Origin of the sequence: Bacillus cereus group sp. Bc031, from assembly GCF_027716265.1 — a bacterium.
Taxonomy (GTDB): domain Bacteria; phylum Bacillota; class Bacilli; order Bacillales; family Bacillaceae_G; genus Bacillus_A; species Bacillus_A paranthracis.
In genome coordinates this window covers 12092-36156 of record NZ_JAQFUL010000052.1, presented here as the reverse complement: position 1 = coordinate 36156, position 24065 = coordinate 12092, and the positions used below count along the sequence as shown (strand labels likewise).

Sequence of the window (24065 nt, the reverse complement as noted above, 5' to 3'; positions counted from 1 at the left end):
TTCTAGCTAGCTTTTTAGAAAGAATAACGTTTTTTGTCACTTGGGGGTAGTGAAAATTCTTAAGTTGATGGGCATGGCTTTCTTTATATCTTCTTTTTCCTTTGGAGCTAACGCATCAAGTAAAAACTGCGCATGATCAGTAAGTACCTTTAGCCAAAATTGATGCTCAAACAACGCACTTTCTTCATAATTTCTCTCCACCAAATCCCCTCCGTCTATTCATCCTTCTCTACCACTTGAAGTTTATATCCATCTGGGTCTTGTACTACAATACTCCTCGCGCATTCATTTTCTGTATATAAAATTTCATAAAACGCTAGCTTCTTTTTCAATTTCTCTATGTCAGAAATCGTAAATGTTAAATCCTTACATGAATCTGTAACACTTTTTTCCTGCCCACCTAACATGCGATTCATAACAAAACTAATTCTCGTTGAATCGGCATCATACCAAACCCCCGTTACATCTAATTGTGGTCTTTCTAAACTAGGTTTAATTCCTAAAATCCCTTCGTAAAAATATAACGTTTCCTTTAAGTTTTTCACTTTCAATACAATGAATTGTTTCACAGTCTCCACATTCATTCCCCCCGTACCTATTACTTTTTTATATGTGTCATAAATGCTCATTATGTCTGAATACAATACGTAGTAATGAACATGTAAGGAGGTTTATTCGTGAATAAATATATGAGATCATTCGTGCCCTATCATAGTCCTCAAGATCCTTGCCCTCCTATCGGAAAAAAATTTTACTCTACTCCTCCTAATTTATTTTTAGGCTTTCAACCGCCAAACTTACCACAATTCACGCCAAAAGAAGCGCTACAAAAAGGGACTTTATGGCCTGTTTTTTATGACTATTATGAAAATCCTTATAAAAAAGGGCGGTGACTACTGACGTGACTCAATCGCTACCAGAAGAATATTATAAGCTGTTACTGGAGCTTCAAGAACTAGACTTTGTACTAGTCGAACTCACTCTTTATTTAGATACACATCCAGATGACACTGCCGCGATTAATCAATTTAATGACTTTTCCTATAAACGAAGAGTATTAAAACAAAAGATGGAAGAAAAATACGGGCCACTCCAACAGTTTGGAAACAGCTATTCTAATGCCCCTTGGGAATGGAGCAAAGGTCCTTGGCCATGGCAAATATAAAGGAGAGAAACTATGTGGATTTATGAAAAAAAATTACAATACCCTGTTAAAGTAGGAACTTGCAATCCAGCACTTGCAAAATTATTAATTGAACAATACGGCGGTGCAGATGGAGAATTAGCTGCTGCACTCCGTTACTTAAATCAACGTTATACAATTCCTGACAAAGTCATTGGCCTACTTACTGATATTGGTACAGAAGAATTTGCTCATCTTGAAATGATTGCTACAATGGTTTATAAGCTGACGAAAGATGCGACTCCTGAACAAATGAAAGCTGCTGGTCTTGACCCTCATTACGCTGATCATGATAGTGCACTCCACTACCATAACGCTGCCGGTGTTCCATTTACTGCAACCTATATACAGGCTAAAGGTGATCCAATTGCCGACCTATACGAGGATATTGCGGCTGAAGAAAAAGCACGCGCAACATATCAATGGCTTATTAACTTATCAGATGATCCAGATATAAATGACAGCCTACGCTTCTTACGTGAACGAGAAATCGTCCATTCACAACGTTTCCGAGAAGCGGTTGAAATTTTAAAAGAAGAACGTGATAAAAAAATATTTTTTTAAAACACGTATCCTAGTGATATGTGTTTTTTTACGCTATAAGTTAAATCCTTCCTATTAAACATATAAATAGTATATTTATTCGATTTAATGCATTATTTTTTAATTTTTTCAAAATTCCCTATTGCTTTCTAGTCATCAGACCTTTAAAATAATAACAGTTACTCGACAAATTATTTGAATTTTCGACAAAAACACTCATTAGGAGGATTTTCTTTATATGCGTACAACTTTAAAACCAGCGCAAATACTTTCGATTAGTTTACTACTATTCGCAGTTTTCTTCGGTGCTGGTAATATGATTTTCCCGCCCCTTCTCGGTCTTTCTTCCGGAGAAAATATGTGGATTTCCATTACAGGATTTATTATTACAGACGTCGGTTTATCTTTACTAGCTATCGTCGCTGTTGCCCTTGCCGGTGGTAGTTTTAACACTTTAGCAAGCCGTGTTCATCCAAAATTCGCAGCAATATTCGCTATCATTATTTATCTTTCAATCGGCCCACTATTTGTTATTCCACGAACTGGATCTGTATCTTACGAAATTGGGATTGCACCACTTTTCCCAGACCAATGGTACTCTATGTTAGTTTTTAGTGCGATTTTCTTTACAGTCGTCTACTTCTTATCATTAAATCCATCAAAATTAGTAGATCATATCGGAAAAATATTAACGCCAATTTTACTTGGAATTATTGCAATTATGGCAACAAAAGCACTTCTTTCACCAGGAACGTTTGCAGAACCTGTTGGTGACTATAAAGAAATTCCATTTTTCAAAGGATTTCTTGAAGGGTTTTTAACGTTAGATGCAATCGGTGCTCTCGTATTATCAACGATCGTTGTAAATGCAATTCGCCAAAACGGTATACAAGAGAAGAAATCAATTGCGAAATATACAATTATTTGCGGAAGCATTGCCGCTCTATTTTTAACAATTGTGTACTTCTTACTCGGTTATATCGGTGCTTCAAACGGCAACTTAGGACAATTCGAGAACGGTGGTCAACTATTAGCGACTGTTATGTATCACTTCTTTGGGACAAGCGGTAATGTTTTATTAAGTATCGCCATTATCTTCGCTTGTTTAACGACAGCAATTGGTGTTGTAAGTGCATTTGCAAACTATTTCGCAACAGTACTAACAAATGTTTCTTACAAAAAGCTCGTACTATACGTTTGTATTTTCAGCTTCGTGATTTCAAACTTAGGTTTAAGTTTATTAATCAAAATTACATTACCTGTATTAATTATTTTATATCCAATTACGATTATTTTAATTTTCGTATCATTTATAGATAAATATACGAAACGTAAACCTTCTGTCTACATCGGGGCAATGATTGCAGCATTCATTATTAGTTGTATTCATGCACTTGATAATGTGGGAATGATACCAAGTTTTATCGCTAATATCGTACACACGATTCCTTTTTATAACTTAGGAATCGGCTGGATCGTTCCAGCAATAATTGGTGGTATAATCGGATACTTTATTCCACAAACAGAAGCTGAAGGCGAAGTTTCTACAAAATAAAGTAAAGAAGCAAGCATGAAATACATGCTTGCTTCTGTTTATTTTCACATCGTATGCTTAAAAGTAAATAACTCTTCTTTCGACTGCACAACAGATTGTTCCTCTTCTGCAACATCCTTCTTTAGCTCTCCTCCTAACCTTACTTTCATCATCGCCTCTTCTATGCTTTTTACAATCATATTTCCTGAAAAAATAGTAAGTCCAAAAAATGTAATCGGAACGAGAGGGATCCACGGATTCACTGTTAATGACCTAAAGTATACTCCAATTAAACCTGACCATTCATGCGTATAAGATTCCACCTCTTTTATTTGTCCACCAAACATTACAGTCCCACCAAAGAACACTTCAAGTAATCCTAAGTGCAGTAAAATAGTAAGAGTCTGCGTAAACTGCTGAAGAAATACGAGTATAAACGTCATATAGAGGTGCGGAAAAAGATGTTTTATAACAATATGTCTTCTCGATCCACCTAATATGCGTGCGGCATCAACAAATTCTTCCGTTCGCAATTTACGAACTTCCTTCGCAACATACAGTGCAATAACTGGCATTACAAGCAGTACAAGTAATACCACTTGAAACGAAGCCCTTTCAAAAAAGGTTGTTGTCTCCTCTCCGCTTCCAAATGTATTTGCAGATTGAAGAAAAAAATACGCAATCATAACTGTCGGAATAACTGTAAAACTATCAAAGAAAGCCTCAATTTTTGAAAATCCTCTTTTTATATACGTTCCGAGTACGACACCGAAAAACACACCTATTACCATTCTAAGTGCCGCAATAAAAATAGATATACCAATCGTCCACTTCGCGCCCTCAATGACTAAATGTAACAGGTCATACCCTTTCCGGTCTGTCCCGAGTAAAAATTGTAATGAAGGTGGAAACGGTGGCACTTGTGGATTTTCATCCGCATCATATTGCAATGTAACTTGTCTAATATGTCCATCATTCCATAACGTATTTCCGATGCTCAAAAGAACTAATAGGAGAAGGAACCCAATACTTATCCAAAATCTTTTATCACGTTTTATATACGTCCACATATTATAATCTCTCCTTCATCGCAGCCGGAATGAGATAATGAAACAATTTAAATAAAATAAAAATCGGAATATATATAAGAAGCACACTAACAATGAAAACCTCAACTCTAATACCGAAATACGATTTCAAAAACATAAAAATACCACCCGTATTAAAAATCCATTCTATAATATATAAATTAGATAACATAAAAAAGATATTCGTTTTCGCAAAGAATAATGTACTAAGCAACACATTTCGTAAAATATGGCGATTTAAAATATGAAAGCGCCCCAGCCCTTTCGCCTTAGCAAATAGTACATAATCTTTTTCTAGTTCATTTTCAAAACGAAGCACGATCATTTTTACAAACATAATCGTAGTCGGGATGCTCAAACACAATATTGGCAACCCCCTAATCGACTCGCCTCCAATTGAAGCAATTTGAAAAGGTAAAAAACCTGTTTGTTTAAAAAACCATACAACTAAAATTTGTGATACTAAAATAAGAAGGATATCTGGAATGGATTCTAGGAAGATAAGAAATGATTTAATTCGATGTTGTATACGCGGTGAACTACTCATAATTACATAAACAATACAAAATGCTACAAATAATGAAATGAAAAAAGCAGCTAAAAATATAATAATTGTTTCTTTATAATGGACAAACAACTGTGGAAATAAAAATTTATCTCCCACATATTTTAAATTGGAGATGTCCATTAAATTCACAAACACTTCTTGTAAACTCTTTATGTACTGTGATGCATGCAGCTCAAATCCATAAAATAGTTTCGGCAATGTCCCTAAACAAATAATACCCAAAATCGAAATAAGAAATTGAATCGTCACTTCCATCCCATTCAAAAATACTTTTTTGACCATTTTCGCCCTTCTCTCTTTATAATTTACTCCTCAATTTTATTCTCAATTTTCTGAATTGTAAATATTTATTATATATAAAATCGCTAGGTTATGACCCTAACGATTCTTTGTGTAACTGTTTTTCTCTTTTCGCAAACGGCATATACAAAATAAAACATCCAATAAGCGCTGCAAGTTCTAATGAAATAATATAGTAAGGAGGTGGTCCTAACATATCAAGTAATGAAGCTGTTTCTGGCTTATGAGCTAAAAACATATAATTACCACCTGTTTTGTAATTTACAAACGAAACAATCGGAATCAATATGTTTAAAAATATCATTGTGCGTTTAATAGATTGTACTGTCGGACGATATCCTTCCACCCAAATCATAAAGAGTGGCGCCCAAATGAGCAATATATGCGCGATAAAATATTCAATGAACCGAAAATGCGGAAAAGCATACTGCAAGTTTGGCGTTAAAATGGCTTGTGATGCACCAATAATTCCTGTAAAAAATACAATCTCATATATACGGTAACTTTTCGTTATGATCATAATTGACGCTAACAACAAACTAATCGTACATAACTCAAACGGTAATGAAGTGGCTAGCTCAAAAATCCCTGCTTTCCACTCCCACATATGAAGTCCAATTTCACTCCCTATAAATAGAAATGCAATCGCATATCGAACCGTTATATTCCACTCATTTTGACGTAATACATCTTGGTATTGATATAAAAAAACGATTCCCACCAACAGAATAAATAATATAATGGCATGTTGCCTTGAGTAGGGAATAAACGGTTTTAATGGATGCGCACTAAAATAAGCTTCCATCTTCCTTCCTCCTCTCCTTCATACAATATTATTGTAAGAAAGAAACAACGAGTCAATTCATTTGCTTACACTGGGACAAGCTCTACCTTACATTTACATATTCATACCTTACAAAACTGTAAGGTTATTGTAAGCTAAAACGATTTGTCAGATTCTTTACCTCTTCTATACTTAATGTAGATACTAAAACGAACGAAAAGGTGATAAATAGATGAAGAAGAAAAATAAAGTGTTAATTACTAGTGTAGTAGCAATCGGAATTGCAGCTGGATCATACTTTGCATTTGCTGGCGGCGGTTCAGAAGTAGCAATGGCATATAGCGGATATAAAGTAACCGAAAAACAAATCCAAAACGCGCAAAAATTTGGCGGTGAAGTCATTCCAAACGGAATTGAAACAATTTCATTTGATCCAACAAAAGGTACGTATGAATTAGCTGTAAAAAAAGGTGATGAAGTGAAAAAAGGGCAACTCCTTTTTAAATATAATGACCCTACTGCGAAACAAGGTGTAACAGAAGCAGAAATGCAAAAGAAAATCGCACAAAAAGAAGTAACATTGTTCCAAAAGCAAATTGATGCTGCGAAACAAAAATTACAAAAAGATAAAAATGCAGGCCTTCCTGCTGAAGCATTAAAAGCATCTGAAATTGAAGTACAACAATTAGAATCACAGCTTGAAATGAAAAAGTTTGAAGTTGAAAAATCTGATGAAATGATTAAAGCTGCAAAAGAGAAAGTAAATACACTTTCTGTAACGAGCCCTGCTGATGGCGTAATTGATGATATCGTAAAAATCGCTGATGAAAAAACAGGTATGAGCGGTATTACACTTCGTCACGCTGGTCCATTTAAAGTAAAAGGTCAACTTTCTGAATATGAGCTTGCTAGTATGAAAGTTGGGCAAGAAGTAACTGTTTCCTCAAAAACGGTCGCTGGTAAGACTTGGACAGGAAAAGTAACAGAAATCAGTTCTACACCATTAAAGAGCATGGACGAAAATAAAACTGTTTCTAACTATCAATTCACTGTCACTTTAGATAATAGTGAAGAATTACAAAACGGCTTCCACGTTTACGTAACAAGTAAATCTGGCGAAGCAACTGGTACAATTGTTCCGAAAAGCAGCATCGTGAAAAAAGGTGACAAAAATGTTGTATTCATTGTAAAAGATGGTAAAGCGAAAGAACAAGCAGTTACTGTTGAATTCGAGACTGATAGCGAAGCAAAAGTTTCTGGAGTGAAAAAAGGAGAACAAATTATCTCTAAACCTGAAAAAGACTTAAAAGATGGTATGGAGGTTGTCGTTGAATGATTAACTTAAAAGGCATCACGAAATCCTTCCAAAATGGTGCAGAATCTGTTCAAATATTACACGGAATTGACGTAACACTGAACCAAGGAGAATTCACCTCCATTATGGGACCATCTGGTTCTGGTAAATCAACTTTAATGAATATTATCGGTTGTTTAGATAAACCAACGACAGGTACGTACGAACTAGCTGGGCAAAATATTTCAAACATGTCTGAAACAGAACTGGCACGCGTTCGTAATAAGGAAATCGGATTCGTATTCCAAAACTTTATGTTATTACCGAGACTTACAGCACTTCAAAATGTAGAGCTACCTCTTATTTACGCTGGAGTTGATAAAAAAGAAAGACGTGAGCGCTCATTAGCTGCTTTAACAAAAGTAGGTTTAGCTGATCGTGCTACTCACTTACCGAACGAATTATCAGGTGGACAAAAACAGCGTGTCGCTGTTGCACGTGCAATCGTAAATAATCCAAAGTTCGTTTTAGCCGATGAACCGACGGGGGCACTTGATACGAAAACAAGTACACAAATTATGGACCTCTTTTACGAATTAAACAAACAAGGCTCAACAATCATTATGATTACCCATGATCGTGAAATCGGGGAAGCTGCAGCACGTCAAATTGTAATTCGTGACGGAAATATCGTCCAAGATTGGAGAGGTTAATTTTGAACACGAGTGAAAATATACGCATGGCCCTTTCCTCTATCTTTGCCCATAAGATGCGTTCTATCTTAACGATGCTAGGAATTATTATTGGGGTTAGTGCCATCATTACTATTATCTCGATTGGGGATGGAACAAACGCAAAGTTCCGCGAACAAATCGGGAATGAAAAAAAAGATCAGTTTTCTGTAAATTATAAGACAGAAGATTACTCAGATATGGACGGCAAAATTTCCTCAAGCATGTATGAAAGTATATCCAAAATTTCTGGTGTGCAAGAAGTTTATCCAGATGTAAAAGGAAAAGAAAAAGTATATGCAGGAAAAAAAGAATTAGATCTTGATATTACCGGTGCAAAAGGTGATTATTTTGAAGATACATCTAAATTCAAACTTGAGCACGGCAGATTTTTAACAGCAGCTGATTTAGACAGACCTGAACACACAATTGTATTAAATACAGATGCTTTTGATAAATTATATTCTTCATGGGAACCAAACTTATATATAGATATAAAAGGTACACCATACAAAGTAGTTGGCGTATATTCAGTAAAAGCAATGATGGGTGGCATGACATTTAAAGAAGGTGTCATTTCAGCAGAAAACTGGCCTGTACTATTCGGGAAAAATAACTACGATTCTGTAACGGTAAAAATTGCTCCTGGTCAAGATAAGGAAACTGTTCAAAAAGCAGTTGTAAAATCATTAAATGAAGCAAAAAAACCAGAGCATTCAGGTAAATTTGAAGTACCAGATCCACAAGAATTCTTAAAAGAAATTGATAGCTTCACAGGTATATTAAAAAGCGTATTCGGTGGTATTGCCGCTATTTCCTTACTTGTAGGTGGTATTGGTGTAATGAACATTATGCTAGTATCTGTAACAGAGCGTACACGCGAAATTGGTATTCGTAAAGCATTAGGTGCAACACGTGGTAAAGTATTAATGCAATTCTTAATCGAAGCTTGCATTTTAACAGCATTAGGTGGTTTTGTCGGATTTATGCTTGGAATCTTCTTCGCATGGATTGTCGCAATGTTTGCAGGATGGCCACTTGTCGTTTCACTAAAACTAGGACTAATCTCCGTTGCCCTATCTATGTTAATCGGTATACTATTCGGTTTACTACCAGCTAACAAAGCTGCAAAACTGGATCCAATTGAATGTTTACGATATGAATAAACAAAAACGTAGGAGCTTACACTCCTACGTTTTTTATTTATCTATTTAATCGTGTTTCTTCTATTATATATGTTTCACGTTATCAACACCTTTCATTATTTCAACCTACTAAAGCTATTATAGAATCCTATTATTGTAAAAATACTATGTGCTAAATCAAAATCAAGGCGTAATTTTTTCCATACCTCGACTTATTTTGTAACAATTATAGCGATATTTTATTAAATTTCACCTCATTTTTATTTCTCCACAACTAAAATAGTTATTTTTACATAACTACTTTTCTGTTCCGACAGCAAAATATGCCATTTTTGTAATGATTACAAAACGATTACGTAACACTATAGAAATACTATTAACCTATCAGAAATTGAAATACTACCTTTTTTATGCATCATATGCTCTAACCTCCCCTAAAAACTATAAGAAAGCGCTTTTAGGATATTACTGGAATTATTACAGAATATTAATGACCCGTTACGAAAGCTTTGTAATTTTATGTTTTTCGCAAATAAGAAAATAATGATTGCTATAATGAGGTCAACGAAAACAAATGCAATGGAGGCTATTATGAAAAAATTTATGGGTATAGCAACAGCAGCGGTTTTTGGTCTTGGGATTTTCACAACATCTGCTAAAGCAGAAACGTTTGTAACAACTGATGTACTAAATGTACGAGAAAACCCAACTACTGAATCAAAAGTTGTCGGAAAATTATTAGATGGATATAAAGTTAACGTTTTACATACAGAAAACGGATGGTCAAAAGTAAAATTGAATAGCGGTAAGGAAGCTTTCATTAGCGCTGACTACACAAAAGACACTTACTACGTAACAGCTAACGTATTAAACGTACGTGCTGGTGCAAACACAGACTCAGAGATTCTTGGGAAATTGAAACAAGATGACGTAATCGAAACAACACACCAAGTTGAAAATGGTTGGATCCAATTTGAATATAACGGAAAAACAGCTTACGTTCACGTTCCTTACTTAACAGGTAAAGCTCCAGTTAAAGTTCAACCAGTAGTTAAAGCTGAAAAAACAACTACAGTTCAAGATACAGCTAAAGCCGTGGCAACAACTAAAGCTCGTGAAGTAGCTGAAACGCAAGCAAAAGCTAAAGCGGAGGAAGCAACTAAAGCCCGCGAAGCAGCTGAAGCTCAAGCAGCGGCTAAAGCTCGTGAAGCAGCTAAGGCTCAAGAGACAGCTAAAGCTCAGGCAGAAGCTAAAGCTCAAGAAGCAGCTGAAGCTCAAGCAGAAGCTAAGGCTCAAGAAGCAGCTAAAGCTCGTGAAGCAGCTAAAGCTCAAGCAGTAGCTGAAGCTCAAGCAGCGGCTAAAGCTCAAGAGGCAGCTAAAGCTCGTGAAGCAGCTAAAGCTCAAGCAGTAGCTGAAGCTCAAGCAGAAGCTAAGGCTCAAGAAGCAGCTAAAGCTCGTGAAGCGGCTAAAGCTCAAAAACCAGCTACACAACAACCTGTTGCAAAAGAAACTGAAACAAGTGCACCATCATCTTCTCGTGAGTTACGCGTTGTAGCAACAGCTTACACAGCAGATCCACTTGAAAATGGTTATAAAGCAGGCGACCAAGTAAAATCAGCTTTAGGTCACAACTTAACAGCTAATCCAAACATGAAACTAATCGCGGTTGATCCAAGTGTTATTCCATTAGGTTCAAAAGTATGGGTTGAAGGTTACGGAGTAGCAATCGCTGGTGATACTGGTGGAGCTATTAAAGGAAATAAAATCGATGTTTTAATGCCAGACAAAGGTACATCAAGTAACTGGGGACGTAAAACAGTTACAGTTAAAGTATTAAACTAGTTTGTAAAAAAAGAGTCAGTCTCATTGAGGCTGACTCTTTTTTTATGATTCTTACATTCTCTCTTTCTCGTAAGAAACGAAGAGCAATGATAATCTCTGATTCATCCGTAGGCTCTACTTCATTTTTACGTCTTCTAGCAACAATTTTATTCACACGTTCGCAAATTGGTCTCATTGCTATTTCGTCGCCATTCATATAACTAGCTCGAACAGCTTCATATTTCACCATCACATTTCTATCCTGTAAAGCTTCAATATAGACTATTTACAAGTCTGCTCCCCCTATTTTTGCTAACACCTCAATAACGGTTGAACGAATATAAGCACTATCTCTGTATAAAATCCTTGTTAATGGAAGAATCAATAGACTACCATTTCAACAGAAAAAAGAGGATGCCACAGCATCCTCTTTTTTCACTCCCCTATTCCACACAAGTAAACTGCGTCCAAGCTCCTACATAATCTAGTAAGAATAACTCTTCTTCTGTAATTGTACCGACAATATTTTTCCGTTCATCTATCGGCATTTCTTTTAGAATGATTTGTAGTTCGCCTTTATACTTACCAAATGAATTGTTTCCAATTACAACTTGCCCTCTTTCCTGTCGTACACTTTCGCGCACTGGGAAGTCATAGTCTTTGTACTTTTTACGCACTTCTGTAGAACGTACCATATATTCTGTTATGTCACCGCGTCTTACGTGTAATTCTTGCAGCGTAGCTCTCTTCTCTACTTCAGTCGCCTCGTCTACAAAGTTTACTTTTAGCTGTAACATGTAACGATTTAAGTTTCCTAGTTTCTCTAACTCTTCTTCACTCGCATAAGCATTTCCGATAATAACGTCATCAATAAGCCCTGTCGCCCATAAATGTTTCGCTTGTACTTCAATCGGTAAGTTACGATGCTCTTCTAATGTACATAATCCGTCGTTAATATCCCATGGGCCGATGTTAGCTGCATGTGACGTAATAAACGCTGCCGTGCGAATACCATGTTTTTTAAAGCGTTCACTACAGCGAATGAAATATTCGTATGGAAGTCCAGTAAATTTTTGCGGATAGAAGTTATGACAACCAATTAAAGCTGACTTATTTGCCTGATGCGAAAGAATATTTTCTAAGTACGCAATATCGTTACTTACGTTTAGCTCAATTTTTAAGCCGTACGGGTTATTCGTCATTTTCGCTTCAGTTAATCCGTCAAACCCTAAATCTAATCGAATACCGTCTGCACCTAACTCTGCGAAAAATGATAGATCGCTATAACTAATACCAAGCTGATCAAAGACAGCCGGAGCTACATCTAAAATAACTTCCATATTATTATCTTTCGCATGATGAATAATTTCTTTAAATTCAGCTACAATTTCTTCTTTCGGGCGATTCACAGACAATAGGCATGTGAATATTCTTGAAAAACCGTGGCGTGCCGCTGCCGAAATGTATGCCATATCTTTTTCTTTCGTTGAATGTTCTGGATAAAGTGAAATTCCTAATTTACGCTCCATGCTTTTGCATCTCCTTCACACGTTGTATTAATGCCATGCTCGTAAATCTATATTTTGCAGATAAACATGTTGCACATAAAATCGTTGGTACAATAATTACGTACGGTGATTGTAAGCTTAGCATTACATAGGCACCCATTGAACTACCGATAAATACAATTGATACTAGTAGTAAAACTAATAAAGATTTGCTTTGTACCCATTTTGAATAATGTGCAATACACTGCCCCGCTACAAATGTAATTAAGATGATAATTGCTCCGAGCATTTTTCTTTCTCCTCTCCTGCTAATTGTTGTTTCTCATACATTTTGAAGAACGGATAGTAAATAACGAATGAGATAACAAAGTTAACAAGTACAAGTACACCAGCCATAATTGTCCAGTCCGTACTAATAATCGCTGCAATTGGTGCTAACATCGTAAATGGCAATTTCGCCATCATCATCGGAATCATACCTGAAACAACTGCGAAATATGATACTGTCGTTGTCACTAACGGTGTAATAACGAACGGAATAATTAAGATTGGGTTCATTACAATTGGTGCCCCGAAAATAATTGGTTCGTTAATATTGAATAAGCCTGGCACAAATGATAATCTACCTAACTCTTTTAAGAACTTAGATTTAGAGAACATAAACATAATTACTAAAGCTAACGTTGAGCCTGATCCACCAATCCATACGAACCATTGAATAAATTGCTCTGTAAATAAGTTGGGTAATTGATGTGCATTTCCTGTAGCTGTGAATACTTCCATATTTTCAAGAATTGCAGAATCCCACATTGGACGAATGATCGGTCCTAAAATCGCAGGGCCATGTATACCGAATGACCAGAAGAATACGATTAAGAATACTGTTAATAAACCGCCGAATAAATTATTTCCTACTAATACTGATTTTAGTGGTGCGATTAAATATGTGATTGTTGTATTTACATCAAATTTCAAACCGTAGCGAATGCCCCAGAATAAAAGAATAACTGCTAACGTTGGAATTAATGCTGCAAACGAATTTGAAACTGCTGGTGGTACACTATCTGGTAATTTAATTGAGATATTATGCTTAATCATAAAGTGATAAATTTCTACTGCAATTAAAGCTGTAACAATTGCGCCGAATAAAGATGTTGCACTTAATGTTCCTACTGAAATATATCTACCTGCATCAATAACACCTGGTACGGCTTTCGTAATTTGAATGGGTTCAACCGATGCTAGTAAAAAGGCGAGTACAGATAATAACCCTGCACTTAACTGATTGAGCTGATAAAAATTCGCGAGCGAAGCGCCTACCCCAAATGCTGCGTATAACGCCATTAAACCTACCGTAAACCGGAATGGAATATCTAAAATATGGCGAAACGGTGCAATCCATTCCATATATGCATCAATTGGTAAGTTTAAAAAGATAACGAAAAATGATCCGACAATCGTTAACGGTAATGTAGAAATAACCCCGTTTCGAATTGCTAATAAATGTCGCTGTCCGGCAATCTTTTGTGTTGTTGGCATAATCTTTTGTTCCATAAAACTCATAAAACCATTCATCAAAACCCCTCCTCTTTCTCTTTTCTATGAAAGAATGAAATAAAGTTATAACATTATAATGTTTATATTTAAAAAAATATAATTATGCTAAAACTAATTGTTCTGCTTGTTTCAATACTTTCAAACCATCACACATGCCATAATCTCGTTGGTCTATAATCGCAACTGGTATATTGTATGAATTTGCAAGAAACTCTACGGCTGGAAATAAATATTTCACTTGCGGACCAATTAAAACAACATCAGCATTTTTTATTTCCAGTTTCACAAGTTCTGAATCAACTGCTTTAATTTTATAATCCTTCCCTTGTTTCATTGCCTCTTCTTGCATTTTTCTTACAACCATACTCGTTGACATGCCTGCTGCACAACATAATAAAATGTACATCTTATACTGTCACTTTCTCTTCTATTCGTTTATGAAGAGTGATAAATTCTTCAGCAAGTTCTTTCACTGTAATTGCATTCATTAAATGATCTTGTGCATGCACTAACAGTAAACTGATTTCTGCATGATTTCCTCCTGCTTCTTCTTGAATTAAGTCTGTTTGAATACGATGAGCTGCTGAAATTTCTTCCCTAGCAAGTTTCATCTTTTCACTCGCATTCTCAAAATCTCCTTGTCTTGCAAAAGCAATTGCTTCAAGTGACGCGCTTCTCGCGTTGCCACCATGTAAAATTAACGCAAATGGAGTTTGCATATCAGTCATTTTAAATTCCCCCAAGCCATCTTTTTTCTATATTGTTATCTTATTATGAAAACGCATACAATTAAACATAAAAAACTTCCGTTGTGTAACGGAAGTTTTTATATACTTCTCTTATAACGATAATAATATCTCTTGAAAATCTTCAACCACTTCAGCCTGAGCTAATTTCTCTATCGTATTTTGATTAGACATAATATCATATAAAAAATCATAAAGCTTTTGTAAATCTTCATTATTATTGCGCTTTACACTAAATAAAATAATAACTTGTACTTTCTTATCTCCCCAGTCAACCGCTTTATTAAGTGTACAAAACATCAAAAATGTTTTCTCACTTAATAACTGCATCGGATGTGGAATCGCAACTAAATTCCCAACCGCTGTAGGGGATGTATTCTCTCTTTCCATAACAGAGTCATAAAAGTGTTCTGGTACATAGTTTTTCTCAGCAGCTTTCTCACATAAAAATTGGATAACCTCTTCCTTCGTAGAAGCATTGTGATTTAAAAAGATTAAATCTTCCTTCATATATTGCTGTACACTAGTATTCACATGCGTAAATAACTGCTGACCAATTGACTTAATCTCTTTATCATCAAATATTGAGTTTACTTTTATAACAGGCACAGGTAAACCACTTGGTATATGAATCGTACTAATAATACAATCTATTTTATCTTTATAAAGGTCTTCTACTTTCAATTGATAATAACCGGTAATTCCCACAATCTCTAATTTATCTCGGAACTGTGATAGAATTTTATATTTCAATAGTTGGGCACTTCCTTGACCAGTTGCACAAACTAATAAACATCTTTTCTTTTGATTCTGTTCCTGTAAACGGCTCATCGCTCCGCCGAAGTGAATCGCAATATAACCAATTTCACTTTCCGGAATCGATTCTCCCGTATATTCACCAATTATATCTCCAACGAGAACCGCAATTTCAAAAGCATACGGATAATTCTTTTTCACTTCTGCCAAAAGAGGATTTCTCGTATTTAACTTATACTTCAAACGATTTAATAACGTTTTTAAATGAACACCAAACCCAAATAATAATTCTTCATCATAATAAAAAATAAGATTCCGTTCTTCCGCTACTTTAAAAAGAATATGTTGCATGAATGCATATAGATCTTTTCCTAATAGTTCTTCCACATTTTCATAACGATCTTTCGCTGTAACAGCAGTACTTAATAAATGCATCGTCACATATAAAACTTCTTCTTCTGGAAATGAAAGATGCAACTCTTTCTCTAAATCCCCTACAATCTGTTTCGCAATTGTGTATTCTTTCTTTATTATAAGTTCAGCTTGCTCTACATGTAGTCCTTTCATATAATGTTGATCTTCACAACGCTTTAATGCAATTGCAATATGAATGACTAAATTATCAATTTCTATATCTGATAAGTATATCGTTCCTCCTTCGATATACTTTAATATAATCGAACGGATAAGCGGTATATGAGGTAGCGATAAGTATGTATCATTCTGCTCAAATTGCTCATGAAACGGAGTATGGTCATAACGCGGTAAACCATATTGTGATAAACAAGAACGAATATGAAACTCCTCTCCGACAATACGTATACCATAATACGGTCTCTTTTCAATTTGTAATTGATAGCGACCACATATATCTGTCACATCTTTCATAATTAAATTTACAGTCGATTTACTTACATAAATCTCCTCTGCTAACTGTGAAAGCTTCACATACCCATCTGTCGTTAAAATACGTTGTAGAATGTAAGCTATCCTTTCTTCGTAAGAAGTTGGGATCTTTTCCGTCTGTTTTTGAAATAGACTCACGCAAAACTCTTCAAACTTCTTCGCTTGTATAATTTCTAGTTCGTATCCAGTCCCTCTTTGCGATTCAATTTTCACTCCATTTTCTTCCAATATATCATTTAATAATTTTATATCTTTTTGAATCGTCTTCGTTGATACATGTAAACGGCTCGCTAAAAAAGCTCGATTTAACATCGATTTCTCTTCTAAAAACTCCTCTAAAATAGAAACTAATCGCTGATGCACCTTTGTCATAGCTCTTCCTCTCGCAATTTATATATAAAAAGGAAAAAGCTGCTGGATAATTCCAGTGGCTTTTTTACGTATTTTTGAGTTTATAAAACTACATGCATTTTCCTACATATTTTTTTACCTTTCATCAAAAAATATACGATGAACTCACAGACGCTTTCCTTCATATACAAATGAAAAACACTATTCTAAAGAGTGTGATTTCTTTACAAAAATACGATTTACAAAAGATAAAAACCAATAAAATACAGCTGTTTCTTTAAAGAATTGTAAACTTTTTATCCCTTTGTAAATTTAGTGTAAATTTTACTGATAAATCGTTTACAGTGGCTCACGGTTTAGTTAATAATTACATCGTACATGAAATTTAAGGAGTGGAATGCGTGGAATACAATGTTCAAGATATGATCTTCCAGTTCATTGGTGGATTAGGTATTTTCTTATTCGGAATTAAATACATGGGCGATGGACTGTAACAAGCTGCTGGAGATCGTCTTCGTGATATTCTAGATCGCTTTACAACAAACCCACTGATGGGTGTACTAGCAGGTATGTTAGTTACCGTATTAATCCAATCAAGTTCAGGAACAACCGCTTTAACAGTCGGACTTGTAAGTGCTGGGTTTATGACATTAAGACAAGCAATCGGTGTTATTATGGGTGCGAACATCGGTACGACAGTTACTGCATTTATTATTGGAATTAAAATCGGAGAATATGCTCTTCCAATTATGGCAGTTGGAGCTATCTTACTATTCTTCTTTAAAAATAAAAAAGTACATTCTTTAGGTCAAGTTATATTCGGTTTTGGTATGTTATTCTTCGGTTTAGAACTAATGAGCACAGGTATGAAGCCTCTTCGCTCTTTAGAATCATTCCAAGAATTAACGGTTAGCATGAGTGATAATCCAATTTTAGGTATTGTTGTTGGTACAGTCTTCACTTTAATTGTACAAAGTTCAAGTGCAACAATCGGTATTTTACAAGAACTATTCGGTCAAGGTGCAATCGATTTACAAGCTGCCCTTCCTGTATTGTTTGGTGATAACATCGGTACAACAATTACAGCTGTATTAGCAGCAATCGGTACTTCAATTGCTGCAAGACGCGCAGCATTAGTTCACGTTATCTTTAATATTGTCGGTACAATCATCTTTACAATTTTATTAATACCTTTTACAAATTTAATTCAATACTTCCAAACGTCATTAAACTTAAATCCAGAGATGACAATTGCATTTGCACACGGAACATTTAACGTAACGAATACAATTATTCAGTTCCCATTCATCGCTGTATTAGCATGGATTGTAACGAAAATTATTCGCGGGGAAGATGCTGCTATTGATTTCAAACCGCAACATTTAAATCCAATCTTTATTGAACAATCTCCAGCTATTGCTTTAACTGAAGCACAAAAAGAGATTATTCGTATGGCTGAGTTTTCATTACATGGATTAAAAGAAGCAAACCAATTTTTAAACACACAAGATAAAAAACACGCTGACATGGCTACTCAATTAGAAGGAGCTATTAACAACTTAGATAAAAAAATTACCGAGTATTTAGTTTTACTATCAGAAAAGCCGCTTTCACCTACAGATTCTGAAAAACATTCCGTTTTAGCAGGTGTCGTTGGCGATATTGAACGTGTCGGTGATCATGTAGAAAACCTTGTAGAACTTGTTGATTTCCAAATTTCAAACCGTGTTTCCCTATCAAACGAAGCACTAGCTGAATTAAATGAAATGCTTGAGTTAACGATTTCAACATTACAAGACGCAGTTGAAGCTTTAACAAACTTCGATACTGAACTAGCTCAAACAGTTATTGCAAAAGAACGTAAAATCGACCAAATGGAACGTGTTCTTCGTAAACGTCACGTATTACGTCTGAACGAACGTAGCTGTTCAGGTGATGCAAGTATCATCTTCGTTGATATGGTAAGTAACTTAGAGCGCATTGGCGATCACGCTGTAAATATCGCTGATGGTGTTTTAGGTGAACAAGGTAAAGTCCATTTAAAACAATCATTATAATAGGAAAGAGACGCTAACATGAGCGTCTCTTTTTTCATTTCATATTTACAACCGTTCTACCTTTTAACTTTCCTTGCAATATAAGTGTAAACTTCTCATCTAATTCTTCTAATGTACATTCTTCTGTATAAGATAGTAACTCTTTGTTTTCCCATTCATTTGCTAGGAGCGTCCATACATCTCTTCTCACATCTACTGGGCACTGTACAGAATCTACTCCTAACAGGCTTATGCCTCGCAAAATAAACGGATATACCGTTGTTTGTAATTCATGGCCTGCCACATTACCGCATGTCGTTATGCACCCGCCATACTTTACCGTTTTTAAAACTGTTTCTAACATATGCCCACCTACAGTATCGATAACTCCGGCGTATATTCCTTTAAGCATTGGTCTTCCTGATTCATCATTCAATTCTGCGCGATGAATCACCTTTTTCGCTCCTAGACGTAGTAGCATCTCTTCCTCTTCCATTTTTCCTGTCGCTCCTACTACGCTAAACCCTAACTTACTTAAAATACTAACAGCTACACTTCCTACGCCACCTGTAGCACCCGTTACTAGTACATCTCCCATACTAGGCATTACTCCTGCTCTAATAAGTTTATATACTGATAAAGCGGCGGTAAAACCGGCTGTCCCGTACATCATACTTTCCTTTAATGACATTCCCTCTGGTAAAGGGACAATCCAAGATGCTGGCACGCGAATATATTCTCCGAAACCACCAGAAGTATTCATCCCTAAATCATATCCCGTTACAATGACTTGATCTCCCGCCTTAATGGTAGCATCTTTACTACTCACAACCACTCCTGCTGCATCAATTCCTGGCGTATGAGGATATGTTCTCGTAACACCTTTATTACCAGTGGCTGAAAGAGCGTCTTTATAATTTAGTGAAGAATAATGAACCTGTATGAATACGTCCCCTTCAGGTAAACTACTTACTTCTCTCTCGACAACGTTTCTTACAAACTGCTTATTTTCTGTTTCGTTCACAACGATTGCTCGGAATGATGTATGATTCATTATGTTCTCTCCTTTATCCGTCAAATTCTTCTTTATTATATAGAAGAAACAAGTAGACCTATTCATTTCTTCTTGGCTATATTTCAACAAATCTTACTTCTCTATTACTTTCTCACAATACATATTTTCATTTCTACTAAAAAACCTTATACTTATTCTACATCTGAAAAATAAAATATAGAATATCTGACTTTTTATAAATAAATTGAATTTTTACGAAATGTAAATGATTTGTAATGTTTTTTTTCGCTAAATTTCATTATAATAAGTGGATATGAGTGTCGTATTTCAATCCAAATGAAGGAGTACAGGAAATGGAGCAAAACCCATCTTTGCAAGAAAATACACGCAGTAACCCGAAAAAAAATAAGAAAAAAATAAAAGTTATTATAAGCGCTATACTATTCGTTTTATTAATAGGCGGCGGTTATACTTGGTTTTTAGTAAATAAAGCATCTTCTGCTGTTCGAAATGCCGCACATGATTTAGCGCGCGGTGATAAATCTGATTTACGTGATAGAGCTGTAAAACCTATTACAAACAATGTCTCTGTCTTAGTAATGGGTGTTGATGAAAGCGATGTCCGAGGAAAAGAATATGGTGAAGCTATTAGAACAGATGCGCTGTTGCTTGCAACGTTTAATAAAGACAGCAAAACTGTAAAACTATTAAGTATCCCACGTGACACATATACTTATATTCCAATAGAAAAGAAAAAAGATAAAATTACACACGCTCATGCATTCGGTTCTGCTAAAAATGGAAAAAATGGTGGACCACAAGCAAGCATTGATGCAGTTGAAAAATTAATGAATGTTCCTGTCGATTATTTTGTGAAATTTAACTTTAAATCATTTATAAAAATCGTCGATGACTTGGGCGGTATTGAAGTTGATGTACCAGTTGAATTTACTGAGCAAGATAGCAATGATAATGCAGAGGCAATTCACCTAGAAAAAGGTGTTCAAAAGTTAAATGGCGAAGAAGCTCTTGCTCTTGCTAGGACAAGACACATCGATAGTGATGCAATGCGTGGACAACGTCAACAACTCGTTATCGAGGCTATTTTAAAGAAACTAACAAGTGTTGGTTCTGTAACAAAAGTTGGCAACATCATTGATGATATTAACGGACAATTCGTTACAAACTTAACATTTGATGATATGCTTTCATTCTATAAGTACGGATCGGATTCAGAAATCGAGAAATTACAAATTCAAGGTGACGACTGCTATATGGAAAAAGGGGACGATACATGTAGCAAATCCGCTGGTGGCGGCCGAACGTATTACTACAATCCAGATAAAAAAGAATTAGCAAAGGTTACAAACGATCTTCGTACTCATCTTGGATTACCTGCATATACAAAAACAGGCTCTGATTCGAAAAAAACAAGTACAGAGAAAACAAAAGAATCTAAGTCTGAAAATACAAGTGAACGCGAATCAAGTAACAATGAAATGAAAAATAAAAATAGCAATGAAGATACAGAAACATCGTCTAACGACAATGAATAATAAAGAAGCAGTTCTCTATGGAGGTAGAGTACTGCTTCTTTTTATTCCGTCACAATTAAAAATCAGAACTTTCTAACTATCTTTTTTAATATTTTTAAATTATAATAAATAGTAGCAATCTATTCCAATTATCAGGGGGCTCATACATATGAAAGCTGCAGTAAAACATAACATCTCAGATTTTAAAGACTACTTAAAGTCAAACGATATATACATGGAAGAAAATATAGATGAAAATGATGGTTCTGTTCATTTTTCAGTAGGATTAGAGACAGAAGCTGGCGCAAAAATTCAACTTATCGCTGCTTTCCAAAACGAACATCCTACTGTAGATATATACTGCTTCAATGTTGCTCACGTACCTAATGAAGCAGCAACAAATGATGTTTTACATACCATTAATGAATTAAATACATCTTATCGATTTGCAAAATTCACATTAAACAAGCAAAATGCAATTGATATTTCAACATCTCTTGCATTCTCAGAGCCAAACTTTAATCCAGCACTTGTCTTTGAACATACGAGAATGCTATATAAATTAGCAAATGACGAATATAAAAACTTAATGAAAGTGATTTGGGCATAAATAAAAGGATGGGCTGCAAGCAGCGCCATCCTTTTATTTCAATATCATATCAATCCACATCTTAATAGCTGTACCTACAATCAAAATCGATAACATATATTGCAGTGCTTTTTGATTGATCTTTTTCCCTACTCGCGCTCCAAGCGGCGCTGCAAAGATACTTGCAATCGCAATAATAAGAGCTGGAATTACAACTACTTGTCCAGTTATTACTTTTCCAGTTGTAATCCCTACTGAAGAAATAAACGTAATAGCGATAGATGTTGCTATCGTTGTACGTATCGGCAATTTTAAAATAACTAGCATAATCGGAACTAAAAGGAACGAGCCTCCAGCACCTATAATGCCTGATGCTCCGCCTACAATAAAGGCCAACAAGCTTGCTAACCATTTATTATATTTCACTTCATCACCATTATTTCGTTTCGGTACGAACATCATAATAGCAGCAATTGTTGCTAACGCTGCATAAACAACATTGACCGTATGTTCCTCCAATGCATTAGCACCAAAACTACCTATGAAACTTCCTATTAATATACTAGCTCCCATATACACAACGAGCGTTTTATCCATATCATTACTTTTCCGATAAGCCCATGCCCCTGCAAAAGTTGCAAAGAATACTTGCACCGCTGTAATACCACTCACTTCATGTGCAGTATAGCCAGTAAATCCTAGCAATACCGGAATGTATAAGATCATCGGATAATTAATAATCGCACCGCCAATTCCAACCATTCCTGATATAAACGATCCTATAAACCCAATTATAAAAAGTAATACGACTAAACTCACCTTATATCCCCCGCCTTCTAAAAAGAAGGTGATTTAAATGAATAAGTTTACATTCCCATCCGAAGCATCTGCTAAATAAGCTCCTACTCCTGCAAACTCTACCCCTTCCATAATCTCTTCCTCTTTTAACCCTAATAAATCTACTGTCATTTGACAAGCTACAAGTTTAATCCCCTGTTCTTTCGCCAAATCAATTAAATCTGGTAACGGCATCGCATTATGTTTTTTCATAATACCTTTAATCATCTTTGGTCCCATACCAGCAAAATTCATTTTAGATAATCCCATCTTATCAGCGCCGCGTGGCATCATCTTTCCAAACATTTTTTCTATGAAAGTTTTCTTTACCTCTACATGTTCATCTTTCCTTAAAGCATTTAATCCCCAGAAAGTATGAAAAATAGTTACCTCTTGATCATACGCCGCTGCACCATTTGCAATAATATAAGCAGCCATCGCTTTATCATAATCTCCGCTAAATAAAACGATTGTTGTTTTCTTCTGTTGTTCCATGTTGTTTTCCCTCCAATTACCTATAGGGGTATTTTTATTTTTATAAAAAATTGTTTTGCCCTATTCTACTTTACCTTCCCACGCTAACATACCACCTACCATATTGATTGCTTGAAAACCGTAGCTCTCTAAAAATTGAACAGCTCGTGCACTTCTTCCGCCAGAACGACAAACGATAATATACTCTTTCTTTTTATCCAACTCATGCATACGAAACTCCAATAATCCTAGTGGAATGTTACACGCTTCTGGAATTTTCCCTTCAGCTACTTCTTCTACTTCACGTACATCTACGATATTTACTGCTTCTTTACGTACCAATTTTTCTTCTAATTCTTTTGCTGTCATTTCTTTCATTTTACATTTCCTCCTCACAAACCATTCATACCGCCTGAAACATTGATAACGTGCTGAAATCCTAATTTTTTTAATACTTTTGCAGCCTGCTTACTTCTCATTCCACTTTGACAAAGAACAATAACTTCTTTCTGTTTATCTAATTGTTGCGCCTTATTAGCTAGTTCATTTAATGGGATATTCCGAAACCCTTTAATATTGTTCCCTCTATACTCACCAGCTGTTCGCACATCAATAAATTGTTTATTATTTTGTCCCATCATACGTTTTAATTCTTTTCCTGAAATGTTTTTTACTCCTCTAGCTGGTAAGAATCGAGAAATAATAAACCACGATACAAGTACAATTAAGATTATATTCAATATTGTCTTCACATCCATAAAGCT

General features: G+C 35.4%; 25 protein-coding genes and 3 pseudogenes. 11 read left to right on the top strand and 17 right to left on the bottom strand.

Translation table 11 applies throughout. From position 1 onward, the window contains the following. Positions 1-75 precede the first annotated feature (75 nt). Both PDQ33_RS18945 and PDQ33_RS18940 read right to left on the bottom strand, forming a co-directional pair. A pseudogene (locus PDQ33_RS18945) lies at positions 76-201 on the bottom strand (DUF2935 domain-containing protein); the annotation flags it as partial. Between the two features lie 14 nt (positions 202-215). After that, the gene (locus PDQ33_RS18940) at positions 216-629 is read right to left on the bottom strand and encodes a VOC family protein (RefSeq protein ID WP_139303523.1); all 414 of its coding nucleotides are present in this window, start codon (positions 627-629) and stop codon (positions 216-218) included. Positions 630-677: 48 nt separating this feature from the next. Here PDQ33_RS18940 and PDQ33_RS18935 point away from each other — a divergent pair, with 48 nt between their 5' ends. From PDQ33_RS18935 to brnQ2, 4 genes are all read left to right on the top strand, one after another. Then, a complete protein-coding gene (locus PDQ33_RS18935; RefSeq protein ID WP_001046258.1) occupies positions 678-893 on the top strand; it encodes a spore coat associated protein CotJA in 216 nt (71 codons plus the stop codon). Between the two features lie 8 nt (positions 894-901). Further along, positions 902-1165 (top strand): spore coat protein CotJB, encoded by a 264-nt coding sequence (locus PDQ33_RS18930; RefSeq protein ID WP_000194491.1) that lies wholly within the window; start codon positions 902-904, stop codon positions 1163-1165. A 12-nt stretch (positions 1166-1177) separates the two neighbouring features. After that, the gene (gene cotJC, locus PDQ33_RS18925; protein ID WP_000265273.1) at positions 1178-1747 is read left to right on the top strand and encodes a spore coat protein CotJC; all 570 of its coding nucleotides are present in this window, start codon (positions 1178-1180) and stop codon (positions 1745-1747) included. A gap of 217 nt (positions 1748-1964) precedes the next feature. Continuing rightward, entirely contained in the window at positions 1965-3281 is a 1317-nt protein-coding gene (brnQ2, locus tag PDQ33_RS18920; RefSeq protein ID WP_270756440.1) for a branched-chain amino acid transport system II carrier protein BrnQ2, read from the top strand. 44 nt (positions 3282-3325) lie between these two features. Here the strand turns inward: brnQ2 and PDQ33_RS18915 are convergent, their stop codons facing one another. The 3 genes from PDQ33_RS18915 to PDQ33_RS18905 form a co-directional block, all read right to left on the bottom strand. Continuing rightward, entirely contained in the window at positions 3326-4330 is a 1005-nt protein-coding gene (locus PDQ33_RS18915) for an ABC transporter permease (protein ID WP_270756438.1), read from the bottom strand. Position 4331: 1 nt separating this feature from the next. After that, entirely contained in the window at positions 4332-5198 is an 867-nt protein-coding gene (locus PDQ33_RS18910) for an ABC transporter permease subunit (RefSeq protein ID WP_000239680.1), read from the bottom strand. A gap of 88 nt (positions 5199-5286) precedes the next feature. Beyond that, complete coding sequence (locus PDQ33_RS18905) at positions 5287-6021, bottom strand: YwaF family protein (RefSeq protein ID WP_270756436.1); 735 nt, start codon at positions 6019-6021, stop codon at positions 5287-5289. A 211-nt stretch (positions 6022-6232) separates the two neighbouring features. Between PDQ33_RS18905 and PDQ33_RS18900 the strand changes: the two genes are divergently transcribed. The 4 genes from PDQ33_RS18900 (at position 6233) to entC (ending at position 11012) form a co-directional block, all read left to right on the top strand. Further along, a complete protein-coding gene (locus tag PDQ33_RS18900) occupies positions 6233-7336 on the top strand; it encodes an efflux RND transporter periplasmic adaptor subunit (protein ID WP_000728831.1) in 1104 nt (367 codons plus the stop codon). Then, a complete protein-coding gene (locus tag PDQ33_RS18895) occupies positions 7333-8007 on the top strand; it encodes an ABC transporter ATP-binding protein (protein ID WP_076872345.1) in 675 nt (224 codons plus the stop codon). Before PDQ33_RS18900 ends, PDQ33_RS18895 begins: the two co-directional genes overlap by 4 nt. Positions 8008-8033: 26 nt before the next feature. Beyond that, entirely contained in the window at positions 8034-9191 is a 1158-nt protein-coding gene (locus PDQ33_RS18890) for an ABC transporter permease (RefSeq protein ID WP_406565717.1), read from the top strand. Positions 9192-9638: 447 nt separating this feature from the next. Further along, positions 9639-11012, top strand: coding sequence for a cell wall-binding protein EntC (gene entC, locus PDQ33_RS18885; protein ID WP_270756442.1), 1374 nt, complete (start codon positions 9639-9641; stop codon positions 11010-11012). Here entC and PDQ33_RS18880 read toward each other — a convergent pair. From PDQ33_RS18880 to PDQ33_RS18850, 7 genes and pseudogenes are all read right to left on the bottom strand, one after another. Further along, positions 10996-11373: pseudogene (locus PDQ33_RS18880) on the bottom strand (HEAT repeat domain-containing protein); the annotation flags it as partial. The gene entC and the pseudogene PDQ33_RS18880 overlap by 17 nt on opposite strands. A gap of 61 nt (positions 11374-11434) precedes the next feature. Continuing rightward, on the bottom strand, positions 11435-12520 hold the full coding sequence (locus tag PDQ33_RS18875; protein WP_000440039.1) for a DUF871 domain-containing protein: 1086 nt from the start codon (positions 12518-12520) through the stop codon (positions 11435-11437). After that, on the bottom strand, positions 12510-12788 hold the full coding sequence (locus PDQ33_RS18870) for a hypothetical protein (RefSeq protein WP_000900037.1): 279 nt from the start codon (positions 12786-12788) through the stop codon (positions 12510-12512). The genes PDQ33_RS18875 and PDQ33_RS18870 overlap by 11 nt, the downstream gene beginning before the upstream one ends. Beyond that, positions 12764-14074, bottom strand: a complete 1311-nt coding sequence (locus PDQ33_RS18865; protein WP_074608976.1) for a PTS sugar transporter subunit IIC — start codon at positions 14072-14074, stop codon at positions 12764-12766. Before PDQ33_RS18865 ends, PDQ33_RS18870 begins: the two co-directional genes overlap by 25 nt. 82 nt (positions 14075-14156) lie before the next feature. Beyond that, complete coding sequence (locus PDQ33_RS18860; RefSeq protein ID WP_000275647.1) at positions 14157-14462, bottom strand: PTS sugar transporter subunit IIB; 306 nt, start codon at positions 14460-14462, stop codon at positions 14157-14159. A gap of 1 nt (position 14463) precedes the next feature. Further along, on the bottom strand, positions 14464-14784 hold the full coding sequence (locus PDQ33_RS18855; protein WP_000131334.1) for a PTS lactose/cellobiose transporter subunit IIA: 321 nt from the start codon (positions 14782-14784) through the stop codon (positions 14464-14466). 111 nt (positions 14785-14895) lie between these two features. Then, complete coding sequence (locus PDQ33_RS18850; RefSeq protein WP_270756433.1) at positions 14896-16836, bottom strand: BglG family transcription antiterminator; 1941 nt, start codon at positions 16834-16836, stop codon at positions 14896-14898. Between the two features lie 380 nt (positions 16837-17216). On the opposite strand from PDQ33_RS18850, the pseudogene PDQ33_RS18845 reads away from it, so the two are divergent. After that, positions 17217-18872: pseudogene (locus PDQ33_RS18845) on the top strand (Na/Pi cotransporter family protein). A 34-nt stretch (positions 18873-18906) separates the two neighbouring features. Here the strand turns inward: PDQ33_RS18845 and PDQ33_RS18840 are convergent. Continuing rightward, positions 18907-19905 (bottom strand): YhdH/YhfP family quinone oxidoreductase, encoded by a 999-nt coding sequence (locus PDQ33_RS18840; protein ID WP_048558026.1) that lies wholly within the window; start codon positions 19903-19905, stop codon positions 18907-18909. A gap of 314 nt (positions 19906-20219) precedes the next feature. Here PDQ33_RS18840 and PDQ33_RS18835 point away from each other — a divergent pair, with 314 nt between their 5' ends. Both PDQ33_RS18835 and PDQ33_RS18830 read left to right on the top strand, forming a co-directional pair. Beyond that, positions 20220-21422 (top strand): LCP family protein, encoded by a 1203-nt coding sequence (locus PDQ33_RS18835; RefSeq protein ID WP_061131356.1) that lies wholly within the window; start codon positions 20220-20222, stop codon positions 21420-21422. A gap of 148 nt (positions 21423-21570) precedes the next feature. Further along, a complete protein-coding gene (locus PDQ33_RS18830) occupies positions 21571-22011 on the top strand; it encodes a YbjN domain-containing protein (protein WP_000642365.1) in 441 nt (146 codons plus the stop codon). Positions 22012-22044: 33 nt separating this feature from the next. On the opposite strand, the gene PDQ33_RS18825 is transcribed toward PDQ33_RS18830, so the two are convergent. Genes PDQ33_RS18825 through PDQ33_RS18810 form a run of 4 tightly spaced genes read right to left on the bottom strand, consistent with a single transcriptional unit; the run spans position 22045 to position 24059 of the window. Then, positions 22045-22809, bottom strand: coding sequence for a sulfite exporter TauE/SafE family protein (locus PDQ33_RS18825; RefSeq protein ID WP_000060727.1), 765 nt, complete (start codon positions 22807-22809; stop codon positions 22045-22047). 33 nt (positions 22810-22842) lie between these two features. Continuing rightward, positions 22843-23322 carry a DsrE/DsrF/DrsH-like family protein gene (locus PDQ33_RS18820; RefSeq protein ID WP_000437719.1) on the bottom strand — a complete coding sequence of 160 codons (480 nt, stop codon included), beginning with the start codon at positions 23320-23322 and terminating at the stop codon, positions 22843-22845. 60 nt (positions 23323-23382) lie between these two features. Further along, on the bottom strand, positions 23383-23679 hold the full coding sequence (locus PDQ33_RS18815; protein ID WP_000661803.1) for a rhodanese-like domain-containing protein: 297 nt from the start codon (positions 23677-23679) through the stop codon (positions 23383-23385). 14 nt (positions 23680-23693) lie between these two features. Next, entirely contained in the window at positions 23694-24059 is a 366-nt protein-coding gene (locus PDQ33_RS18810) for a rhodanese-like domain-containing protein (protein WP_000382692.1), read from the bottom strand. Positions 24060-24065 lie beyond the last annotated feature (6 nt).